This is a genomic window from Hymenobacter sp. HSC-4F20 (assembly GCF_019599275.1).
Lineage (GTDB): Bacteria > Bacteroidota > Bacteroidia > Cytophagales > Hymenobacteraceae > Hymenobacter.
In genome coordinates, this window is record NZ_JAHZTD010000001.1 from 772,424 (window position 1) to 792,841 (window position 20,418).

Consider the following 20,418-nt stretch of genomic DNA (forward strand, 5'->3'; position numbering starts at 1 on the left):
TAGCTGGTGCTGGCTTTCGGACAGTGAAGGGGGTAGGCGGCCCGTTACTTCTGCAAAAAATCGGCGAAGGAGGTTTGCTCGTACGCTTGCCCGAATTGCAGTTGCGCCGCCGGCACAGGGCCCGTGTGCTCAATTTCGCGGCGAGCTACGTTGTCGTACGTTACCACTCCGGCCGGCGTGGCTACCCCGAATCCGTCGGTAAAGCAGTAAAAGGCCGCGCCGCCGGGCCAGGCCGCCGGGGCAGGGGCCAGCAGGTCGCGGCTCCAGGGGAAGGTGTGGGCCGGTAGCTTGAGCTGGGCGAGGAGGGTAGCGGCCACGTCGGTTTGGCTGCCGAAACTAGCGATGCGCTGGCCTTGGGCGCTAGGGCGCAGGGCGCCGCCCGTGAGCAGCAGCGGAATCCGGAATTTCTCGGGGGCGTGGTTGGGCGTGTCGCCGGGCTGATGATGGCCGTGGTCAGCAACCAGCACCACCAGCGTGTTCGCCCACCAGGGCTGCCGCCGGGCTTGCTGCAGAAATTGCCCCAGTACGTGGTCGGTATAGTATACGGAGTTCCGAAACCGGGTAGCTTCATCCTCCCCCGAAAAGTGCGGTTGCATGGGCACGTCGAAGGGCTCGTGACTGCTCAGGGTGAAGGCCGTGACGAAAAACGGGGGGCGTTGCTGGGGTAACTCCTTCAGCAGGCGGGCCAGCAGCACATGGTCATGGGCGCCCCACTTGGAGTTCTGGTCGCGGCGGGCGAAGTCGGCGCGCTCGGTAAATTGTTGGTATCCGGCCGTTACGAGGTAGCTCTTCATGTTGGCAAAGGCCAGTTCGCCCCCGTGGTAATAGGCCGTGCCGTAGCCCTGGGCCCGTAGTACCCGGGCAAGGTGGGGCAGACGCTCGGTTTTGCGCGGATACTTAATAATGCTGGTCGTCGGCTGGTTGGGGTAGCCCGACAGCAGCGCCACCAGGCCCTTCTGGCTTCGGTCGCCGGCAGCGTACAGGTTTTGGAACGAAACGCCTACCTGGCTTAGGCTGTCGAGGGTAGGCGTCACGCCTCGTTCACCGCCCAGGTGGCCCACCAACTTGCCCGTAAAGCTTTCCAGAATTATGAAGAGCACATTCGGCCGCGTGGTGCGCAGCAGCGAAACAGTATCGGGGCCTGCAGAAGCATAGAACTGCCGGGTGAGGCGGGTGGCGGTGGAGTCGGGCAGGAATTGGTAGGGGTTGGGTCCCGCGTTCTGCAAACGCAGCGAGTTTGCCACGTTCCAGGGCACATTCACTGCCGCGTGGTTGGCAAAGGGCCGGTCCGAAAAGTACACGTCGCTCTGGTTTACCGGAATCTGCTGCAGGCCCCCGCGCAAAGGCACTACCAGCAAAGCCGTATACAGAAGGCCAGCCAGTGCGGCCCTCCCCCGGCCAAAACCAGCGGGCAGGCGCGGTACGCGTCCTACTACCGTAGTATACAGCCACCAGCCCAGGGCAAGCAACCCCAGCCACAGGAGCAGCAGTAGCGCCACGGGGGCGCTTCCCGCCGAGGCAGCCATTTCTCCGGGCGTACTCAGATATTGCAGGGGGGTAGCATCCAGCCGGAAGCCCCAGGCCCGGTACAACTCCAGATCTGCTACGGTGAGCACGGCTACGACGACCCCCAGCACCGCCGTAAGAAAGCGCACGAGCCGCTCGAAGGGAAAGCGTGGCCCGGCCAGTGCACTTCCTATAAACAGTAAGAAGGGCAGCGTGCACACATACGCAGTGGCAGCGGCGTCCAGCCGGAGCCCGTAGCCGAAGATACCGGCTATAGTACTCATGGGCAGGGTATGGGTCAGCGACCAGTGGTAGCCCACAAACACCCCCTTCGCCAGTACGAAGTAAAGCAGCCAGAACAAAAAATAGCGCGGCTGAAACGCAAAGCGGTTTTTCACCCCGTAAAGGTAAAAGCTTCGCCCATCTACCAAGAAAATACTGCCTCGCGTGATTTTGGATGAAGACCGGCGTGTCCCAGCTATGGGAATAAGGTATATATGAAGGAAGATGAAATATTATACAGGCTATTGCAAAAACACGAGCATCTTGTTGAGATGGTGGTATGGAAAAAGGGTAGGGTGGCAGATAAAAAGGTAGGTTTTGTCGAAATAAGGGTAAAAAATATAGGGTGTCTTGCAAAAAGGTCGTTTTACCTTCTACCTTTGACACTATAATTCCCCTGAAGTTCTCTCACGCCTAATTCTAGCATGGCAATTCTTCGCTTTAAAGCTCTTGAACTAGTAGACCAGCGCGAGCCGCTGGCCGTCACCATTGCCGGTGAGCGTCGCTCTGAGACGTTTGGCAAAAACGTATTCAACCTGGATGCCATGCGGGCTACTATGCCCGGCGAGTACTTCAAGAAACTGCAGGCCGCTATCAAGCAAGGCTCGCCGGTTGAACGTAGCGTGGCTGATGCCGTGGCTTCGGCCATGAAAACCTGGGCCATGGCCAAGGGAGCTACCCACTACACGCACTGGTTCCAGCCCCTGACCGGCGCTACCGCCGAAAAGCACGATTCCTTCTTCGACCTGAACTCCGACGGCCGGCCGATTGAGAACTTCAAGGGCTCGGCCCTGGTGCAGCAGGAGCCCGACGCTTCCTCGTTCCCGAACGGTGGCATCCGCAACACCTTTGAGGCCCGCGGCTACACTGCCTGGGACCCCACCTCGCCCGCTTTCATCATCGAAACGGCCGGAGCTAAGACCCTGTGCATTCCTACCATCTTCGTTGCGTACACCGGCGAAGCCCTCGACTATAAAGCTCCGTTGCTGAAGTCGCTGGCTGCGCTGGAGAAGGCTGCCGTAGACGTGTGCCAGTACTTCGACAAGGACGTACAGCGCGTACACACTACCCTGGGCATCGAGCAGGAGTACTTCCTCGTCGACCGCGCCCTGTATAACGCCCGCCCCGACCTGGTGATGACCGGCCGCACGTTGTTTGGGCACGCGCCGGCCAAAGGCCAGCAGCTAGAAGACCACTACTTCGGCTCGATTCCGGCTCGGGTGCACGCCTACATGCTGGAATTCGAAGAAGAGTCTAATAAGCTCGGTATTCCGCTTCGCACCCGCCACAACGAAGTAGCGCCCCACCAGTTTGAGTGCGCCCCTACCTTCGAGGATGCCAACCTAGCCGTCGACCACAATCAGCTGCTCATGGACATCATGGAGCGCGTGGCCGACAAGCACAACTTCAAGGTGCTGCTGCACGAGAAGCCTTTCGCGGGCGTCAACGGCTCGGGCAAGCATAACAACTGGGCCATGAGCACCGATACGGGCGTGAACCTGCTGGCTCCCGGTCGTCGGCCGAAAGAAAACCTGCAGTTCCTGGCCTTTTTCATTACCACTATCAAGGCGGTGCACCGCTTCGGCGACCTGCTGCGCGCCTCCATCGCCTCGGCTAGCAACGACCACCGCCTCGGTGCCAACGAAGCGCCGCCCGCTATTATGTCGGTGTTTGTGGGTTCGATGCTGGACTCGGTGCTGGATGAGCTGGAGCGCACGGCCAAAGTGCCCCTGGACAAAGGTGACAACATCTACCTCAAGCTCGGCATCGATAAGATTCCGGCCATCCTGCTCGATAACACGGACCGTAACCGCACGTCGCCTTTCGCCTTCACCGGCAACAAGTTCGAATTCCGCGCGGTAGGTTCTTCGGCCAACTCTTCGTCGGCCATGACCACGCTCAACGCCATTGTAGCGGAGCAGCTGATTGACTTCAAGCAGTCGGTCGACAAGCTCATCGAGCAGGGCAAGAAGAAGGAGGTAGCCATTGTGGACGTGCTTCGCGAGTACGTTATCAGCTCCAAGAATATCCGTTTCGAAGGCAACGGCTACTCCGACGAGTGGAAACAGGAAGCAGCCGAGCGTGGCCTTTCCAACGTGCCTACCACGCCTCAGGCCCTGGATGCCATTGTAAAAGAAGATGCGGCTTCGCTGTTCGAGCGTCACAACATCTTCTCGCACGTGGAGCTGCACGCCCGCCACGAAATTCTGCTGGAGGATTATATCAAGAAAATTCAGATTGAAAGCCGGGTGATGGGCGACTTAGCCGTGAACCATATCATCCCTACGGCGGTTGCCTACCAAACCAAGCTTATCACCAACGTACGGGGTCTGCGCGAGCTAGGCCTCGACGACGAGAATACGGCGGTAACCCTGGACACTATTAAAGCCATTTCACGGCATATTACGACCATCAAAACCCAAGTGGATGAGATGATCAATGCCCGCAAAGTGGCCAACAAAATTGACGATACGCGCGAGCGGGCCATAGCCTACTGCGACACCGTCAAAGCACATTTCGACACCATCCGTCGCTCCGTTGATAAGCTGGAGCTGATGGTGGCCGATGAGGACTGGCCCCTGGTAAAGTACCGCGAACTGTTGTTCCGGCACTAAGTCCAAGGTCAGAATCGGGCCGGAGTTGGGTGGGAATTTTCTCCGCGCCACGATTTCAGAAAAGCCGTTTCCGGGTGGGGACGGCTTTTTTTTGTCCTAGCCTACGCGTGCCTACTTAAAACGCCCTGATTGTAGCAATCAGGGCGTTTTTCATTTCCGGGTTAAGCAGCGATAAGCAGCAGTAAGCAGGCGTCCGCCACCAAATCCGCCACCACTTTTGGGGATGTAGGCCGAAAAATCGTACTCGATGTAGTCGGCGCTTTTAGCATACCACCGGCCGTCGAGCAAGGACTTGGGTTCTGCCTCGCTGGATTCTTTCTGACAGGCAGCCGTGAGCAGCGTCAGGCTCAGCAGGAGGAGTAGGAGTCGATTCATAATAGGGAATTGCTACTCCACTGGCATCTCGGCAACGGGCGCAGCGGGGCGGCGGGTGAAGCTGCTGCGAAGCAGGAAGAAGGCAATGATCATCAATAAGGCCAGCGAAAATAGATTCTTGCTCCAGGTCCACGCGCTCATATTTTCCAGCGTGTACCAGTAGTAAAAGAATTGTAGGGTTACCCGCACCAGAAAAAGGCAGAACACTACTTTTGCCCAGATTTTTCCCGCCCGTATTCCTAGGCCCAATCCTATAAGTAGGCCTAAAGTAGGCCTAGCAGCAGGAAGACCGTTCCTACAATAAGGGCCATAGAACTGGTATCCATGCCTTGATGCCGCGCTGGGCCCAGCGGTTGAGGAAGCATCAGGTACAGAGCGGGTAGGCCATAAAGGGCCATCGTAGCAAAGTACAGGTGGGAGGCAATGTGGTAATCTCGGCATACGGCTGGGAGCATAGGGTAGGGAATAGGATAATTCTTCAACGGCTACTCCCACCACACCAGCGGCGGCAGCTGCTCGAAGGAAGGTCGGCGAAAGGTGGCGTGGGCATGAGCTATTGCGACTCAACGCGTATAGTGGTCATCTAAACAGCCGTAGGAACCGTCAAGGGGATCTACATACCACTTGTAGAAACGTAGCGTCAGGGCGTGCTCGGTCAATTCGGTGATGATGGCCTGACGTGCATCAGAGCCAGGACCCAGTTCTAGCGTGTCTCCTTTGCGCCCCTGTATAATGTCAATATCAAACTGATCATTTGTAGTAGGACGCATGTAGCGTAGGGCATCCGGGGTTACGAGCAGATAATACGAATTGAAGGTATACGGCTTGTGGGCTAAGACCTTTCCTGTTTTATCATAGTCGTAGCCGTCACTGGTCTGGTATTGCCAGCGGCCTTCCAGTGTAGGTGTAGAAGCCGGCTGCGCTTCGTCTTTCTGGCAGGCGGCCGTGAGCAGCGTCAGGCTCAGTAGGAGTAGGGGTAAGAGTCGGTTCATAAAGTAAAGTAGGGAGAGGAGATGCTACGCTACGGGTTTCTCAGTACTGGGTGCGGCCGGATTACGAAAGAGAAAAAAGCCGACTACCAGCAGGCAGCCGAGTGGGAGGAGGATAAGCCCCCAAGCGAGCGGATTGGGAGGGGTAGGCGCTCGAAGTGAACCAAGTGCCAGGAACGCGTTCCAGAGGGCATAAAAGACGAATAGCACTTTCGCCCAGATTTGGCCGTAGCGGATGCCCAGCCCCACTGCTAGTAGGAAGGCCAGGCTCAGCAGACCTTGCGCCACCATCACGACGGCGATGCCGTTGCCTGATCCGGTGAGTGCGGAAGGGCTAAAGATTTGCAGCAGCATGTAGTAGTGCGGCAGGTTGAGCAGGAGCGTCGAGGCCAGGAACAGGTTGGACGCGATGACCAGATTACGGCGGGATGATGCTACAGTCATAGGGTAGGGGTACAGGCAGTTGTGATGCATCTATAACGCCAGCCACACCAGCGGCAGCTGCTGCCCGAAGCAGAGCAGGCGGAAGGTGTAGTGGGAGGTAGGCATAAACGCCTTACCGGGTGTAGACGTCTTCCGGCTCGGTATAGGGACTGCCTGGCGCCACGTTCTGGGCTTTGTAGTGCAGCACGAGTTTATGGTCGGTTAGCTCCAAGATGGTGCAATAGGCACCCGTACCGTAGCTCAGGGTCTTACCTTGCCGTACGAGCTTGAAGCTGCCCAGGGAAAAGTTGTTCAGAGTGGAACGGTAGCTAAGCGAGTCCCGCGTGATGTGTAGGTAAACATCGGGTAGGACCGGGACGTTGGTCTTCTGGGTGAGGGCTCCCGTTGCCGAGTACGCATACTCCGTCGTGCTAAGGGGAGTCCAGCGTCCTTCCAGTGGTGCTTCCACCGGTGTAGCCTCTTCTTTTTGGCAGGCGGCCGTGAGCAGCGTCAGGCTCAGCAGGAGTAGGGGTAGGAGTCGATTCATAGGGTAAGATATCTTACAAATAAAGCCCTAAGCTAGTCAACTATGAGCAGCGTGGGGCTTCTTAATTAGAACAAAACAGTCTGTCACACAGTAGCAAGCATAGTAGGGAGTAAGGTCTTCTTCAGCTCAGTGTTGCAGTTGGGGCACGAAGGCATTGTAGAAAGAAACGAAAGGGCAATAAACTACCAGGAGAGGCCTAAATGGCCTCTCAGGGAACACATCAAACTGCAATAGATAGGAGGTAAGAAAGGGCGCGGGTGGGGCCAAAACGAAACTAGCTCGCTACCCCGTAGCAAACTAGTAAAATTCCATGTGCGTACATACGCCTTTGCCGTACAGTCTACACAAAATATCACCCCAGGTACCGCCACGCCAGCCACAGTAGGCACACGAGCAGCGCCCCGCACAGAAACAATAATGGGTGCGAATAAAAAGGATAGTAAACCAAGCATTGAAATTAAACAAAAGGATGAGTCACGAATGCGTCTGCACCAAAGCTTTATCTTAGATTCGCTCATTAACATAATGGGTGTTATAGCGTCCCTCTTGGGAAAGCGCTACTTTTCAGCTTTACTTACTTTACGTTTTCCCTGGTACTCTCTCCGCTCAGTGCATGTACCAGACCACAGCATTACATCCGCTCTTGCTTCTCTGCAGGGCCCTCATCGCTGGGTGTGCGAGCAGCGATAAGCACCGTCTATTCCAGGAGGAGTAGTACTTCACCCACCCTCTGTTTGCATGAATGCACTACTTGGCGGCTTCATTTTCTTGGTTACCCTTTTCGGCATTCTAGCGCTCGGGCTGCTGCTCGTCGTGGCGTATCGCTCCCGAAAGAGTCCGCCTAAACTTGGTATTCTGTTCACGGCGGTGATTCTACTAGCTGGACTTGTGTTTTGGGAAGAAGGGGTGTATTACCTCCTGTTGATGCAGGTGCTGCCCGTGGTAATCATCTGCTGGCTGTTCGCTCGTAATTTACCAGTGAAGAGTCGACAAACGTTCGTCCGATCTCTGCTCATCTTAGTCGTAGTCGCCTTCTTCGGTTGGGCGAACCACCTTGGGGCCGTACTACTTCTGAGCGTAGGCTATGGGTATTACTGGTGGAAGCAGTTGCCTGACTTACCACAGGAGCCGAGCGTATTAGGAAGCCAGCCCCTTACCAGTACGGAGGGAAATGAGCAGAGAGAAGTACAGAGCCAAGGGACGAATTTCTCCGCTGAGAACAGTGCGGGAGGGAACAAGCCCTCACGTGTCATAGAGGAAGGGTAGTGCACGCCTGAATAAGGCCCGAGTAACCGAGGGTATGAGTCCTTATACATAGGCCAGAAAGGTGTACCATAGTGGCCCCTCCGGAACCTAATCCGGAGAGGCCACTTTATTTAGGGTAGCAGGGGCCAGAAAGTAGGGCCACAATCGTATCTTTCTGAACCAACCTTTTTGACCCACTGCATGCACTTTGGCTACGCCCGCGTATCGGCGAAAGATCAGAACCTCGATACCCAACTTAAGGAGCTGACGGCAGCTGGAGCCGACCGCATCTTTCAGGAGAAGATAACCGGCGCCAGTACGAGCCGCCCCGAACTCGACAAGATGCTGGCTATGCTCCGGCCCGGCGATACGGTCCTAGTGAACCGGCTCTCGCGCCTGGGTCGCAACACGGCTCACCTGCTTCAACTCATTGCCGACTTCACTGCAAACGATGTGCGATTCGTTGCCCTCGACTTGGGCATTGACACAAGCACGCCGGCGGGCCGCATGGTCGTGACCGTGTTTGCGGCCCTGGCCGAGTTCGAGCGCGAGAGTAATGGGGAGCGGCGCCAAGCCGGCATTGAGCTGGCAAAGGCCCAAGGCAAACATTTAGGACGACCCGCTGGGGTGGACGAGGAGAAGCTGAAAAAGGTGAAGACGTCCCTTGCTGCCGGGCTCTCAATACATCAGATTGTAGACGTAACCGGTATTAGTGAGAGCACCGTGAAGCGTTATAGACGGCTCCTAACAACCGTTACACCTTCCTAGGCCGAGTCTGGAGCAGGTGGGGCTGCTTTTACTTGCCCTTGTTCTGTGGGATAGGATACGTGGCAGTCCCATACAGCATCTTAGTGCTATCTACAATTACATCTAGAGAGGTTGGCCGGAAAGTTGGAGGCATGGCAATTCTTCCGTCATTATGGCTCTTGAATTCAGACCAGGCAACCTGAATTTTCTGCCCAGGAAATACCTTGTTTTCAATAGCCCAATACCCCTCTGGATTCCTCCTTGACCGTACTACAAACGTGAGATGTCGATACTTGAAAGAATCACGGTTGACCAGTGTAACTCCTTGTGCCGTGGTGACCACCTCCACGTGAAGAGGCAAGTGCTGAATACTTTCCGAATGACAGGAAGATATAAGCAGCAGTAATCCACTTATACGTACAAAGGGTTTCATAAAAAGGTCTTGCTTGTCGAGAAAGCCGGGCTGTAAGTATAGCAGGTGCGCCGCGCAATTCAGAGCCACCCGCCCCCAAATCTGCCACCACTTAAATCAAAAACCCGCTTTAACGGCTATTAAAGCGGGTTTCATTGCAAAAGCCGTTTCCGGGTGGGGACGGCTTTTTTTTGTGCCTATATGATGCTGATTGCTAAATACTCTCTAATCCTTGCATTTATAGGCCGTTTATTTTGCGCATCAATCAGCGTTATGCCTGATGCCGCCCCCAATTTTACGCGGCTTTGCGGGCCGTGCGACGTTGCCTAGAAGGGTAGCCCGTAGTGCTGAGCACCAACCACGGCTGCATTGTCTTGCCTAGTGCTGAGGCGAGGCGCTGGAAGGGGCAAGGCAAGTGGCAGACGTCAGGCAAAACCCCTTCTGGGAGGATGTACTACATATGCGGGCTTAGCCCGGTTTATTGAGCCGGGCGGCGCAGCAGGTAGTGGAAGAGGCTAAAGCCAGAAGTTGCCTCAACACCTATGGGAGAAATAAACCAGCCTTGTTGGGCCAGATAGTTAAGAACAGCTGCCTGGGATTTCCAGACCCGCGTTTTGCCTTGCGCGTCCTGAACGTAGTCCTGGGATTTGGGCAGGTGTGCATCGGTAGCCAGTAGAATCCACTCCCGCGAATTATGCTGGCGGATGGTGGCAGTGCTATACTCGTCGGGAGTACGGGTCGTGGCGGCGTTGGGAGCAGCTTGGGTCTGCGCCGTCAACCGGCACAGGGGTAGAGCGGCAACAAGGAGTACATGTAGGAGAGTACGCATAAGAAGAGAAGTAGAAGAAAAGGAAGGTTGCCTTTGCCTCTACAAAGAATGCGCCACTTGCCGCTTATATCCACTGCTACTGCTCTGTACCGGAGCACCAATACAGCCATGCCAGCCACAGCAAACACACCAGCAGTGCCCCGCAGAGAAATCCGGTCCAAAAGGAGTATTGATACTTTTTCCTCATCCGCCTCTGCCCAGGAGCTTTTCCGCCTCGGCTACGTTAATATACAGGGTATAGGCTTCTAATTTTGTTACACTAGTACAGGGGCACGGCTGTAGAACCGAGTGGCGCTCCTGCTTTGCCCAGCGCGGGGGCCTGCGCTCTGGATAAGGTAGTGTCAGTGGCAGATGCCGGCCTGTACCACCTGCTGGGAAGATGTTCTCTATCGTCGGGAGAAGCCCTTCACCGGGTGTAGTTATCTTCCGATCCGTATACCTGCTGTTCGCTGCTATACACGTCTTAAAATAGCGTATACTCAGCTTCTCTGAGGCGTGCTTACGCACAATAACTTTGAACCTGCTGTAACCAAAGAGCCGCGGCGTTCTAGTGTGGTGGAGGCGAAAGGTAAAGTGGTCAGGCGGGCAAAATAGGGCATCGTACCCCCTTGATCTGGCGGTAGGAAGGGCCTTCCGCAATCGTGCGGGTACCGGTCAAAGCACCAGAGCGGTTAAAATGGGAGGTAGTGGTGTTAAGATAATTCCAGCGGCCTTCCAGGGCGGGAGTAGATTCCGGGAGAACATTCTCTTGCTGACAAGCGACGGTAAGCAGCGGCGGGCTTAGCAGCAGAAGGGAAAGTAGGCGTTGAGGTATAGAGTAGAAATAGGGTGGCCTACGGTAAAGACTTTCTCGTCATTTTCGGATACAACTGCGGCTATCTGGAATGCCAGATTCTCGCTGGCCCTGGCTGGTACTGTTACCCACTAGGGAGGAGTTGGCCACCGGCGTTGCGGTGCCCACGCTGTGGGCCATGGTAGTGAGGGAGAAGGGTAGCGACAAGGTAGAAGTGTTGCCAGAAGGAAGGCAAATGAGAATAGCGGAAGCGGGCCACCAACGTCGACGCTAGCCACGCCAGCGGCACCTGCTGCTGGCGTGGCCGGAAGGCATGGTGAGAAGCCGACATGAGGTAATGGCTCCTAGCGCTGGCCTGCTGCTTTAGCGCGAGTAGACGTCATCCCCTTCAAAATAAGGTTGACCCGCAATTTTTCTCTCGGGGATATAGCGTAGCACCAATGTATGGGCCGTAAGTTCTTTGATGACGACCGTACCCTGATCATAGGTAAAGCTATTGGCATTGAGGTAGGTGAGCTTGCTGCCGCCCAGCGGGAAGTTGTCCGTCACACTATAATGGCGGATCGAATCTTTGGAAATGACGGTGTAAAAAGTAAGAGCCGTGGAAGTGGAGTCAGTTGTTTGTGTCAATAACTTCCCGTTGGCATCATACATATAAGTCACTAGGCGCTTAAGGGTCCAGCGGCCTTCTATGGAGGGTTTTGGCTCGCTGTTATCTTTCTGACAAGCGGCTGCCAGCAGTGTCAGGCTTAGCAGCAGAAGGCGTAGGAGTCTAGGCATAGGAGAGTGGGTAAAGGGTAAAAGGGAATACTTACTTCCGTAACAGTATCTTCAGCAACTGCATACTCCACTCCTCATCGGCCGGCTGGTTCCGCCGCCGCCTCTTCAACGGCTGGTAGTAGCACCTGAAGCAGTGCGAGAGGGCTGATTGCCGGAGTGCTTTGATGACCAGAGGCTTAGGAGCATGAGGAGGCTGGCTCCCAGTTGCAGAAAGTGCTGCGATACAAAGTCGAAGGTCTTCAGGGAAGCGTCGGAAAAAACAGGGCTTCCAGTGCGTATAATCTGTATCAGCACTAGGCCATATAGTGTCAGGAATAAGGTCTTTACTGGCCGAAGTCCTTTTCGAATGTAGTAATAACAGGCCAGCAAAATAGGATTGATGAGGTACAAGGTGATGTAATCCTTGGGCTGTAGGTCGTTGGCAAAATAGCCCCGATGGCGGAGGTAACCCATACCGACGCTAAGCCCGAAGGCCAGAAAAAGTAGATTAGAGGCCCATATGTCGTATTTGTGCTGCTGTGAGGTCACCATATTGTTTTGCCTGTAGGCTCATTCAGGCCGGGGATTTTACATAAGGGTGCCAGAACGCTCAGGATAGTCAGACGTGCAAATGAATCTGGCCCTTGTATAACCAACTCGCATGGCTAGGCCTGCGCTAAGCAGGAGGGTAAGAAGTACCCCATCCTTCTACCGGATATTCTTCACGTGTGTGGAGCACGGTACACGATGCAGGTGGGTGCTCATAATCACCTCGTAGGCTTCGGTAGCCCCTATCTGGTAGGGGCAGGGGGCGAAGCCGGGAGAGAAGGGCAGGAGCCGCCATGAGTAAGGCCAAGACATATATAGGGGTTTCAAAGCTACTCTTTTTCTGGTGCTCTTATAGCGGACAAGCAGTAATACTACGCTCCGCAAGCCCTGGTCTATGAGGAGCTGCCCCACTGCGTCCTCTAAGACGGCATGAGTTCCCCGCCGGCTCCTGAGCTGCCACTTGACGCTGGCCAAACTTTACCCGGAAGACTCCCCTTCGTCTGTACTACCGTTGCTGGCCTGTTGTAGTCCGGCGCTGCAACTAGCCTAAAGCCCTAGGTGTGGCCCAGTTGGGAAAGTATAACATATTCTCTTTCCAGTAATAGAAAAATATTGTAACAATTATAAGATAAAATATGTCTTAATTAGTAGTAATAAAAAACCTGCACCCTTATCTTGACTTGTATGGCACTGATAACCTTTGTAGTAGGCCTGTTTCGCCCGAGGCCGGGTGACGGGACGGCCCAATTGCGGCAGATGGAGAAGCGCCGGGCCTGGTATGAAGCCTCCGTCTGGGATAAATCGGTTCACTAGCGTAGCCTATACGTCTTGAAAAGCCCCCGGCTCACCCGGCCGGGGGCTTTTTGGCGCCTCTCCTTCCGTGGCCAGCGGCGGTAGCTTCTAGCATAGCCTGGGTGGCCAGTAAGTCCGTGCCAGTACTCACCGACGGCCTAAACGTCGGCCAGGACACAGCGTATTAGCTTGCCCGCAACCCTGATTACTGCCTCAGCTCTCCGCGTAATTTGGTCAGGGTTCACTTCTGCCTACTCCTGGCCGTGGCCGGCCGCAAAGTCATTCGGTGAATGCAGCAACTACCAGGCAAATAGCGCCGGCAGCATTGTTCTTACTGAAGTGGAAAGAGCAGTTTGCAACTACACCTGTGCGTGCACTCCGGAATGATGATAGATACCGGCTCCTATTGCTGGGAGCGGTGCTCTGCTTCGGCCGAAATAACTCCCTCTAAAACCAGTTGCATCTGGCCCAGCACCAACTGCCAGTTGGCAGGGAGGCTTAGCTGCAAGTGGCCCTGCTCCAACTGCTGGTGCAAGGTGTCGAGGTAGGCAAATTGCTGACGGAGGACGGGACCATCTAGGTGCAGGAAGCGACCGTAGGGCAGGGAGAAAATTTCATCAATAAAGAATTGTACCGCCTGTTGTAATTGCTTCTGATGGGTAGGCTCGTTCTGCTGCAGGCTAGATAACTGGTGATAAAGGCGCTGAAGCTGAGCCAGAGGCAGGGTATGGTTCATAGAAACGATGTGAATAGGTTCGAGGGCGCGGGGGCACTGTCGAGAATGTAGAGAAATACTTATATACTATATACGTAAAATAACATTGCAATAGCCGTGCTACCAAAGATAAACGCACTGAATGCCCCAACTCTGTAGTATAAGCCCTGACATTCAGTGCGGTACTGTTATGAGTTCAGTTAGGTGAAAGGGACCAAGGTAGCCAGTAGCAGGGTTGTGGCTTGCTGCCAGACAGCGTATGTCCAAGGACGGGTAGATTCGCTTTTGGCTGTGGCCACCCAGGCTAGTAATACCTCGCGCGGGGGCAGGGCCTGGGTGGCATGCAGGTTCTCCGGCCACTCATTGGCAGGCCAAGCTTGCAGAAAGTATTCGGCCTGATCGGCAATGCGGGCCAGGCGGGCTTGGGCGTATGGATCGGTGTAGTGCAGATGGCGGACTGTGCGGTATAATTCGCGCAGGGCGGTGCGGGCAGGCGGAAAGGGAGAGGACGTTGCTTCCGAAGAGGTGATGGGGCGTTTCATTGCGGGCCACTTACGCACCTTTAAATGCGGCCGGATTGCCCTCTGGGGCCCGAAAAATGATAATTTATAGTAAAATCAGAGTAGGGAATTTTTAACATCTTGCTTTGGTTTCTGTCAGGTTTTGGGCGGAAGCTCGGGGGGGAATTTTGCGTCATCAGGCAGCACGGTAGCCCCAGAGCCGTAGTCCGGATTGAGGCGCTTCCACGTCGCAGTTTTTAAGTCCTCCAGGCGCGCGGTAGCTTCCTGAACTGAGGCACTACTGCGGAGCTTGTCGAAGATTCCCATACGCTGCCCTGTCTTAATAAGTTGTTCGAGAACCAGAGGTAAAATCCAGCCCACCACGCTGGAGGCAAGGGCGCCCCGCAGCCCCAGGCGAACCAGCAAGCGGGCCGTCATGCGCTCCAGCAGCAGGGTGCGCACGGCCGGTAGAGCTTTGTTGGTAAGAAAGTCGCGCACGAGCTGCACATTGCCCTTCTGCACCTCCGCCCGCAGCACTTCCTGCACCGATTCCAGGGCGGAAGCAGCGGCTTTGCGAAACAGCCGGCCCGTTTGCCAGGCGGCCAGGCCGGTGAGTTGTCCGGCGGTGCGGAGAAAGTGAGGAAACAGCGAAATATTTTTCATAAGACTAGAAACGAAAATTGACCGGCTAAGGCAAACACGGGTTGCCATTGAAAACGTAGAGAAACTTCCGGCAGCTTGGGTAGTTGCTGACGTACGCTAGTTTTTGCCTTCCTGCCTATGAATGCCATTGTGATTACGGAACCTGGAGGGCCCGAGGTGCTGGCCCTGCACCACCTGCCCCGCCCGGAGCCCGCTCCTCATCAGGTGCTGGTGCGGGTGCACGCCGCCGGCGTTAACCGCCCCGATATACTGCTGCGCCAGGGCAAGTACCGCGGCAGCGGCGACGTAAGCGGGTTGGTGCCAGGGTTAGAGGTAGCCGGAGTCGTGGAGCAGTGCGGCGCGGCCGTCACGCGCTGGCAAGTCGGCGACGCGGTGTGCGCCCTGCTGGCCCAGGGTGGCTACGCCGAATACGCTGCACTAGACGCCCGCCACTGCCTACCCCTGCCCGAAGGCTGGACCTTCTCGGAGGCAGCCAGTCTGCCGGAAACGGTGTTTACCGTGTGGCACAACGTGTTTCAGCGGGGCCAGCTGCAGCGCGGCGAAACCTTGCTGGTACACGGCGGCAGCAGCGGTATCGGCGTGACGGCCGTGCAGCTGGCCCACGTTCTGGGCAGCCGCGTAGTTACTACAGTGGGCTCGGCCGAGAAGGGGGCGGCCGTACAAGCGCTGGGGGCCGACGTAGTGGTAAACTACCGGGAAGAAGATTTTGAAATGGTAGTGGCAGAGGCCGGCGGGGCCGATGTGATTCTGGATATGATTGGCGGCGACTACACGGCTAAAAACCTGCGCCTGCTGCGCGACGATGGCCGCCTCGTGTTTATTAATGCTATGCAGGGTAGCACCGCTCCGTTTAATGCCCTGGAGGTAATGGCCCGCCGCCTGACCATTACGGGCAGCACGCTGCGCCCCCGCTCCGCCGAATTTAAGGCGGCCCTGGCTGCCGAGGTAGAGCGCCACGTATGGCCCCTGCTGCCAGAGCGGCACTTTAGGCCCGTTCTGCACACCACCATGCCGCTGGCCGCTGCCGCGGAGGCACACCGCCTGCTAGAAAGCAGCACCCACATTGGCAAAGTGGTGCTGACCGTGGGCGACTGACCGTAATTCGTTTCATTGCCTAGCCTGCGCCACCTCACCTGTTTTCCTCGGCTGGCTGGGCTACCCTTCGCTTATCTTCCAACGTCTTTCCTTTTGTGTATGCGCACTGCTCTTCTTATTGGCGCCACCGGGCTGGTGGGCGACCACCTGCTGCGGCAACTACTGCTCGATGCCCGCTTTGACCGCCTCAAGGTGTTTGTTCGCCGCCCTACGGGCTACCAGAGCCCCAAGCTGGAAGAGCACGTAGTGGATTTCGATCAGCTCCAGAGCTGGCACGAACTGCTCACCGGCAACGTACTGTTTTCGACCTTGGGCACCACGCTGCGCCAGGCCGGCAGTCAGCAGGCCCAGTACAAAGTCGATTATACCTACCAGTACCGCACGGCCCAGGCTGCCGCTGCCAACGGCGTTTCAACCTTTGTCCTGGTTTCCTCAGCTGGCGCTGATGCGGATTCCTTTGTGTTTTACAACCGGATGAAGGGAGAGCTGGAGCGCGACATTAAGCGGCTGCCCTTCCAGCGCATCCGGATTCTGCAGCCCGGGGTACTGGCTGGCGGCCGCGCCCAGGTGCGCCTGGGCGAGAAGGTAGGGTTGGTGCTGGCCTCGGTGGTAGGCGCGGTGCCGCCGCTGCGAGGCTACCGCCCGGTACATGCCCGCATAGTAGCCCAGGCCATGATCAACGCGGCCCTCGATGAAACGCCCGGCATCAGCACCGATACGCTGGAGGGAGTCTTCACCCGGGCCGGACAAGCGGCGTAACTAGCCATGACAGCCCACAAAAAAAGCCCGCCGAATAGCGGGCTTTTTGATGGGTAGTAACTGCAAAACGAGGCTACACCCGCTTCCACTTGATGGTGCAGCCAATGGCTTTAGTGGAGTTTACCGAGGCCGGTTTACCGGCAATGATGTCGGTCATGGCGTTTTCCAGATACTTGGTCTTCACCAGTTTGGCGTCCTCAGAGTTGTCGTCGATGGCCCCAATGTAGCTCACTACGAAGTCGTTGCCCTGGCGGGTGAGTACGTACAGGTGGGGCGTGCGGGTAGCACCGTACTGCCGTGCTACCTGCTGGGTTTCGTCCTGGAGGTAGGGGAAGGCGTACTTCTTATCCTTGGCCCGCTTCTGCATGTCGGCGAAGGAGTCGCCGGGCGCTACGGCGGGGTCGTTGGGGTTAATGGCCACCACGGGGTAGCCCTGTGCGGCGTACTTGGTGTTCAAGTCGATGATGCGCTGCTCGTAGGCCTTGGCGTAGGGGCAGGTGTTGCAGGTAAACACCACAATGTAGCCCTTGGCGGCCTTGTTATCAGCCAACGATACCATCTTGCCGTCCACGTTCCGGAGCTTGAAGTCGGCGGCTTTGTCGCCCACTTGGTACCCCGCATCCGCCGGCCGAAGCACGATAAAGCTGCTCAAGGCCAGCACCAAGCAAGCCGCCAGAAAAGGAAGAAGCTTTTTCATAAGATGACTGGAAAAAAGGTGAAGGAAGAAAGATGTGGGTGTCATTCCGCGCTAAGCGAGGAATCTAGGTTTATCATTCAACAGTCTACCCTAGGTTCCTCGCTCAGCGCGGAAATGAGAGTTATTTCACGAAAGCTTGCAGCTGTTTCTGCAATTCCTCAGCCGATAGTTCCTGCTCAAACGTGGCACGCTTGTGCTTGGCGTTGTTCAGGATGATGGTAAACGGCAGGGCCCCGGTCCACTTGGTGTCTACCTTGTCAAGATAGGTATTCGGGTCGGTTTCATTGAGTAGCACCACTTCCGATTTCAGGCCCCGCTTCTGCACGAAGGGCTTCACTTTCTTGTCGAGCTGGGAGGCGTAGTCCATGCTTACCAGCAACACTTTCACTTTCTGCTTGGCGTAGGTGGTCGTGAGCTGGTCGAAGTGGGGCAGCTCCTTCACGCAGGGCGCGCACCAGGTAGCCCAGAAGTTGACCACGTACGTGGTATCCGTAGGCCGGCTCAGGCGCTTCTGCAGCTCGGGCAGCTTAATAACGTCCACTTTCTGGGCCTGTCCGGGCAACGCTAGGAGGAGGAAGGCAGCGGCCAGCACAAGAAATTTCAGTTGGTTCATGATAAAAGGGTAGGAGTTACAGTAAAGACAGTTGAGCCAGCCAGAAGTTGCGGCTAGCTAAACGAGTATAAAGACTCTTCGAGTCTTGGCGTTGAACGACCATCGTCATTTCCTACCCCTATGTTGAGCACAATCCTTGCTTACCTTTGTTATTCCTCTGAAAAAGCCTCCCCATCGGGTTATGAATAAGATCTATTGCCCCAGCCTCACCGAATACAAGCGCCGTTTGTCCCGCGAAGTCCAGCTCGGCGACCTGCCCATGGGCGGGCTCAACCCCATTCGGGTACAGAGCATGACCACCGTGGACACTATGGATACGCTGGGCTCGGTGGAGCAAACCCTGCGCATGGTGGAGGCCGGCTGCGAGTACGTGCGCATTACGGCTCCCAGCGTAAAGGAGGCCCAGAACCTGCTGGAAATCAAGAAGGAGCTGCGCAAGCGTGGCTGCAACGTGCCCCTCATTGCCGACATTCACTTCACGCCCAACGCTGCGGAGCTGGCCGCCCGCATCGTGGAGAAGGTGCGCGTGAACCCGGGCAACTACGCCGACAAAAAGAAGTTCGACGTCATTGAGTACACCGATGCTACCTACGCCGCCGAGGTGGAGCGCATCCGGGAGCGGTTCCGGCCCTTGGTGCAAATCTGCAAGCAGTACGGCACGGCCATGCGCATCGGCACCAACCACGGCTCCCTCTCGGACCGCATCCTGAGCCGCTACGGCGATACGCCGCTGGGTATGGTGGAATCGGCGCTGGAGTTTCTGCGCCTCTGCGAGGAGGAAAACTACTACAACGTGGTCTTGAGCATGAAGGCCAGCAACACCCAGGTGATGGTGCAGGCCTACCGCCTGCTGGTGCAGAAGCTCGATGAAGAAGGCCTGCAGCCCTACCCCCTGCACCTGGGCGTAACCGAAGCCGGTGAGGCTGAGGATGGCCGCATCAAGAGCGCCGTGGGCATTGGCACGTTGCTGGAAGATGGCCTTGGCGACACCGTGCGCGTGTCGCTCACCGAAGCGCCGGAAGCCGAAGCGCCCGTGGCTCGCGCCCTGATTGACCGCTACACTACCCGCGCCCAGGAGGCCAAGCCCATTGCCCCGCTAACCAACGATTTTACGGCGGGGGCTACGGCTGGAGCGCACGAGTTCAAGCCGGAGCTAATCAGCAACGACGCTGCTCTATCGCCGATTGACCCCTTCCAGTACCACCGCCGCGTTACGCGCGAGGTGCTGAACCTGGGCGGGCAGAACGTGCCCCGGGTGATGGCCGACCTCTCGCGCCTGCCGGGCCTGGAGTACGCCGACCTGCGCGCCGCCGGCCACCTCTACTCCGCCTTCCTCGACAAGTTCCAGATGAACGACCTCGGGGCCGACTACGTGTACTCCGGCCAGCGGCCCATTCCGTTTATGCTGCCCAACGGCCTGAAGGAGGTAGTGGATTACTCTGCCTGGCTGGATGGCGGCCAGCGCTCCGAGCACTACCCCGTGCTCACGCCAGTTGAGTACGCCGCCGCCGGCGCCCGGCACCCGGAGCTGAACTTCGTGTTCCAGAACCTGGCTTCGCTCACGCCCGCCGCCCTGGAGCAGCTGCGCCAGGATACCACGGCCGTCCTCATCCTGCACACGGATAACGCCCATGCCATGCCGGAAATCCGGCGGGCCTTCTTCCGGCTACTGCACAGCGGCGTTACGAACCCCGTACTCATCAACCGCCAGTACCCCGCCCTCACGCCCGAGCAAACCCAGCTCTACGCCGCCACCGACGTGGGCGGTTTGCTCCTCGATGGCCTCGGCGACGGGGTAGTGCTCAGCACCGAGTTGCTGCCCGAGCGCCCCAAAGCCGAGTGGCTCCAGACCATCGACCAGCTCAATCAGCTCTCCTTCGGCATCCTGCAGGCGGCGCGCACCCGCATGAGCAAGACGGAGTACATCAGCTGCCCCAGCTGCGGCCGCACCCTGTTTGATCTGCAGGAAACCACCGCCATGATCCGCAAGCGCACCGACCACCTGAAGGGCGTGAAAATCGGCATCATGGGCTGCATCGTGAACGGCCCCGGCGAAATGGCCGATGCCGACTACGGCTACGTGGGCGTGGGCAAAGGCAAAATTGCCCTCTACCGCGGCCAGGAAGTCATCAAGAAATCCGTGCCCGAAGAGCAAGCCGTGGACCAACTCATCGACCTCATGCGCGAGGATGGCAAATGGATTGAGCCGGTACGATTGGAGGAGCCGGTGGTGGGGTAGGATGACAAGCAGCATAACAATGCGTTATTTGCAACGGGCGGCGACATTTGCCGGCTGCCTGTTGCTGCTCCCGTTATTGAACGCCTGCTCGTTTACCAATCGGTTCGTAGTCTACAATAGAACGAACCACGACTTGCTGCTACGGTATAAGCTGCTGTCTACCTCCCCGCGCGGCTTCTTCAGCACGCGGGCCGTAGCCCACACAATCAAGCGCGGTGGCGCCGCTACGGATACTTGTACGTTCGACCCGCAGACTGGAATAGTAGCAATACGG

Annotated in this window: 23 protein-coding genes; 7 read left to right on the forward strand and 16 right to left on the reverse strand. The window is 56.8% G+C overall.

Annotated features, from left to right (window positions below; genetic code table 11):
- Window positions 1-44: 44 nt before the first annotated feature.
- A complete protein-coding gene (locus K3G63_RS03260) occupies window positions 45-1,904 on the reverse strand; it encodes an LTA synthase family protein (RefSeq protein WP_220612651.1) in 1,860 nt (619 codons plus the stop codon).
- A gap of 309 nt (window positions 1,905-2,213) precedes the next feature.
- Between K3G63_RS03260 and K3G63_RS03265 the strand changes: the two genes are divergently transcribed.
- Entirely contained in the window at window positions 2,214-4,403 is a 2,190-nt protein-coding gene (locus K3G63_RS03265) for a glutamine synthetase III (RefSeq protein WP_220612652.1), read from the forward strand.
- 150 nt (window positions 4,404-4,553) lie between these two features.
- On the opposite strand, the gene K3G63_RS03270 is transcribed toward K3G63_RS03265, so the two are convergent.
- The 6 genes from K3G63_RS03270 to K3G63_RS03295 form a co-directional block, all read right to left on the reverse strand.
- A complete protein-coding gene (locus K3G63_RS03270) occupies window positions 4,554-4,778 on the reverse strand; it encodes a hypothetical protein (protein ID WP_220612653.1) in 225 nt (74 codons plus the stop codon).
- 12 nt (window positions 4,779-4,790) lie between these two features.
- Window positions 4,791-4,967 (reverse strand): hypothetical protein, encoded by a 177-nt coding sequence (locus K3G63_RS03275; protein WP_220612654.1) that lies wholly within the window; start codon window positions 4,965-4,967, stop codon window positions 4,791-4,793.
- A gap of 74 nt (window positions 4,968-5,041) precedes the next feature.
- Window positions 5,042-5,233, reverse strand: a complete 192-nt coding sequence (locus tag K3G63_RS03280; protein WP_220612655.1) for a hypothetical protein — start codon at window positions 5,231-5,233, stop codon at window positions 5,042-5,044.
- 108 nt (window positions 5,234-5,341) lie between these two features.
- Window positions 5,342-5,770, reverse strand: coding sequence for a hypothetical protein (locus K3G63_RS03285; protein WP_220612656.1), 429 nt, complete (start codon window positions 5,768-5,770; stop codon window positions 5,342-5,344).
- Between the two features lie 24 nt (window positions 5,771-5,794).
- The gene (locus K3G63_RS03290) at window positions 5,795-6,211 is read right to left on the reverse strand and encodes a hypothetical protein (RefSeq protein WP_220612657.1); all 417 of its coding nucleotides are present in this window, start codon (window positions 6,209-6,211) and stop codon (window positions 5,795-5,797) included.
- A gap of 112 nt (window positions 6,212-6,323) precedes the next feature.
- Window positions 6,324-6,737 carry a hypothetical protein gene (locus K3G63_RS03295; protein WP_220612658.1) on the reverse strand — a complete coding sequence of 138 codons (414 nt, stop codon included), beginning with the start codon at window positions 6,735-6,737 and terminating at the stop codon, window positions 6,324-6,326.
- A gap of 738 nt (window positions 6,738-7,475) precedes the next feature.
- Between K3G63_RS03295 and K3G63_RS03300 the strand changes: the two genes are divergently transcribed.
- Together K3G63_RS03300 and K3G63_RS03305 are read left to right on the forward strand one after the other, a co-directional pair.
- A complete protein-coding gene (locus tag K3G63_RS03300) occupies window positions 7,476-8,003 on the forward strand; it encodes a hypothetical protein (RefSeq protein WP_220612659.1) in 528 nt (175 codons plus the stop codon).
- A 180-nt stretch (window positions 8,004-8,183) separates the two neighbouring features.
- Window positions 8,184-8,750 (forward strand): recombinase family protein, encoded by a 567-nt coding sequence (locus K3G63_RS03305; RefSeq protein ID WP_220612660.1) that lies wholly within the window; start codon window positions 8,184-8,186, stop codon window positions 8,748-8,750.
- An 869-nt stretch (window positions 8,751-9,619) separates the two neighbouring features.
- On the opposite strand, the gene K3G63_RS03310 is transcribed toward K3G63_RS03305, so the two are convergent.
- From K3G63_RS03310 to K3G63_RS03325, 4 genes are all read right to left on the reverse strand, one after another.
- Complete coding sequence (locus K3G63_RS03310; RefSeq protein WP_220612661.1) at window positions 9,620-9,970, reverse strand: hypothetical protein; 351 nt, start codon at window positions 9,968-9,970, stop codon at window positions 9,620-9,622.
- Window positions 9,971-10,887: 917 nt separating this feature from the next.
- Window positions 10,888-11,094, reverse strand: coding sequence for a hypothetical protein (locus K3G63_RS03315; protein ID WP_220612662.1), 207 nt, complete (start codon window positions 11,092-11,094; stop codon window positions 10,888-10,890).
- 32 nt (window positions 11,095-11,126) lie between these two features.
- Window positions 11,127-11,543 (reverse strand): hypothetical protein, encoded by a 417-nt coding sequence (locus tag K3G63_RS03320; protein ID WP_220612663.1) that lies wholly within the window; start codon window positions 11,541-11,543, stop codon window positions 11,127-11,129.
- A gap of 687 nt (window positions 11,544-12,230) precedes the next feature.
- On the reverse strand, window positions 12,231-12,383 hold the full coding sequence (locus tag K3G63_RS03325) for a hypothetical protein (protein WP_220612664.1): 153 nt from the start codon (window positions 12,381-12,383) through the stop codon (window positions 12,231-12,233).
- 372 nt (window positions 12,384-12,755) lie between these two features.
- Here K3G63_RS03325 and K3G63_RS22695 point away from each other — a divergent pair, with 372 nt between their 5' ends.
- Window positions 12,756-12,884: a hypothetical protein gene (locus K3G63_RS22695; protein WP_259404245.1), complete on the forward strand. Its 129-nt coding sequence runs from the start codon at window positions 12,756-12,758 to the stop codon at window positions 12,882-12,884.
- A gap of 382 nt (window positions 12,885-13,266) precedes the next feature.
- Here the strand turns inward: K3G63_RS22695 and K3G63_RS03330 are convergent, their stop codons facing one another.
- The 3 genes from K3G63_RS03330 to K3G63_RS03340 all read right to left on the reverse strand — a co-directional run bounded on the left by K3G63_RS03330 (window position 13,267) and on the right by K3G63_RS03340 (window position 14,741).
- Window positions 13,267-13,599 carry a hypothetical protein gene (locus K3G63_RS03330; protein WP_220612665.1) on the reverse strand — a complete coding sequence of 111 codons (333 nt, stop codon included), beginning with the start codon at window positions 13,597-13,599 and terminating at the stop codon, window positions 13,267-13,269.
- Between the two features lie 179 nt (window positions 13,600-13,778).
- On the reverse strand, window positions 13,779-14,120 hold the full coding sequence (locus K3G63_RS03335; protein WP_220612666.1) for a hypothetical protein: 342 nt from the start codon (window positions 14,118-14,120) through the stop codon (window positions 13,779-13,781).
- 114 nt (window positions 14,121-14,234) lie between these two features.
- Window positions 14,235-14,741 carry a hypothetical protein gene (locus tag K3G63_RS03340; protein ID WP_220612667.1) on the reverse strand — a complete coding sequence of 169 codons (507 nt, stop codon included), beginning with the start codon at window positions 14,739-14,741 and terminating at the stop codon, window positions 14,235-14,237.
- Window positions 14,742-14,858: 117 nt separating this feature from the next.
- On the opposite strand from K3G63_RS03340, the gene K3G63_RS03345 reads away from it, so the two are divergent.
- Together K3G63_RS03345 and K3G63_RS03350 are read left to right on the forward strand one after the other, a co-directional pair.
- Complete coding sequence (locus K3G63_RS03345) at window positions 14,859-15,836, forward strand: NAD(P)H-quinone oxidoreductase (RefSeq protein ID WP_220612668.1); 978 nt, start codon at window positions 14,859-14,861, stop codon at window positions 15,834-15,836.
- A 99-nt stretch (window positions 15,837-15,935) separates the two neighbouring features.
- Window positions 15,936-16,595 (forward strand): NAD(P)H-binding protein, encoded by a 660-nt coding sequence (locus K3G63_RS03350; RefSeq protein WP_220612669.1) that lies wholly within the window; start codon window positions 15,936-15,938, stop codon window positions 16,593-16,595.
- Window positions 16,596-16,668: 73 nt separating this feature from the next.
- Here K3G63_RS03350 and K3G63_RS03355 read toward each other — a convergent pair whose 3' ends face one another.
- Window positions 16,669-17,292, reverse strand: coding sequence for a thioredoxin family protein (locus K3G63_RS03355; RefSeq protein WP_220612670.1), 624 nt, complete (start codon window positions 17,290-17,292; stop codon window positions 16,669-16,671).
- A gap of 121 nt (window positions 17,293-17,413) precedes the next feature.
- The gene (locus K3G63_RS03360) at window positions 17,414-17,905 is read right to left on the reverse strand and encodes a TlpA disulfide reductase family protein (protein WP_220612671.1); all 492 of its coding nucleotides are present in this window, start codon (window positions 17,903-17,905) and stop codon (window positions 17,414-17,416) included.
- A gap of 181 nt (window positions 17,906-18,086) precedes the next feature.
- Here K3G63_RS03360 and ispG point away from each other — a divergent pair, with 181 nt between their 5' ends.
- Window positions 18,087-20,144 (forward strand): (E)-4-hydroxy-3-methylbut-2-enyl-diphosphate synthase, encoded by a 2,058-nt coding sequence (ispG, locus tag K3G63_RS03365; RefSeq protein ID WP_220612672.1) that lies wholly within the window; start codon window positions 18,087-18,089, stop codon window positions 20,142-20,144.
- Window positions 20,145-20,418: the final 274 nt, after the last annotated feature.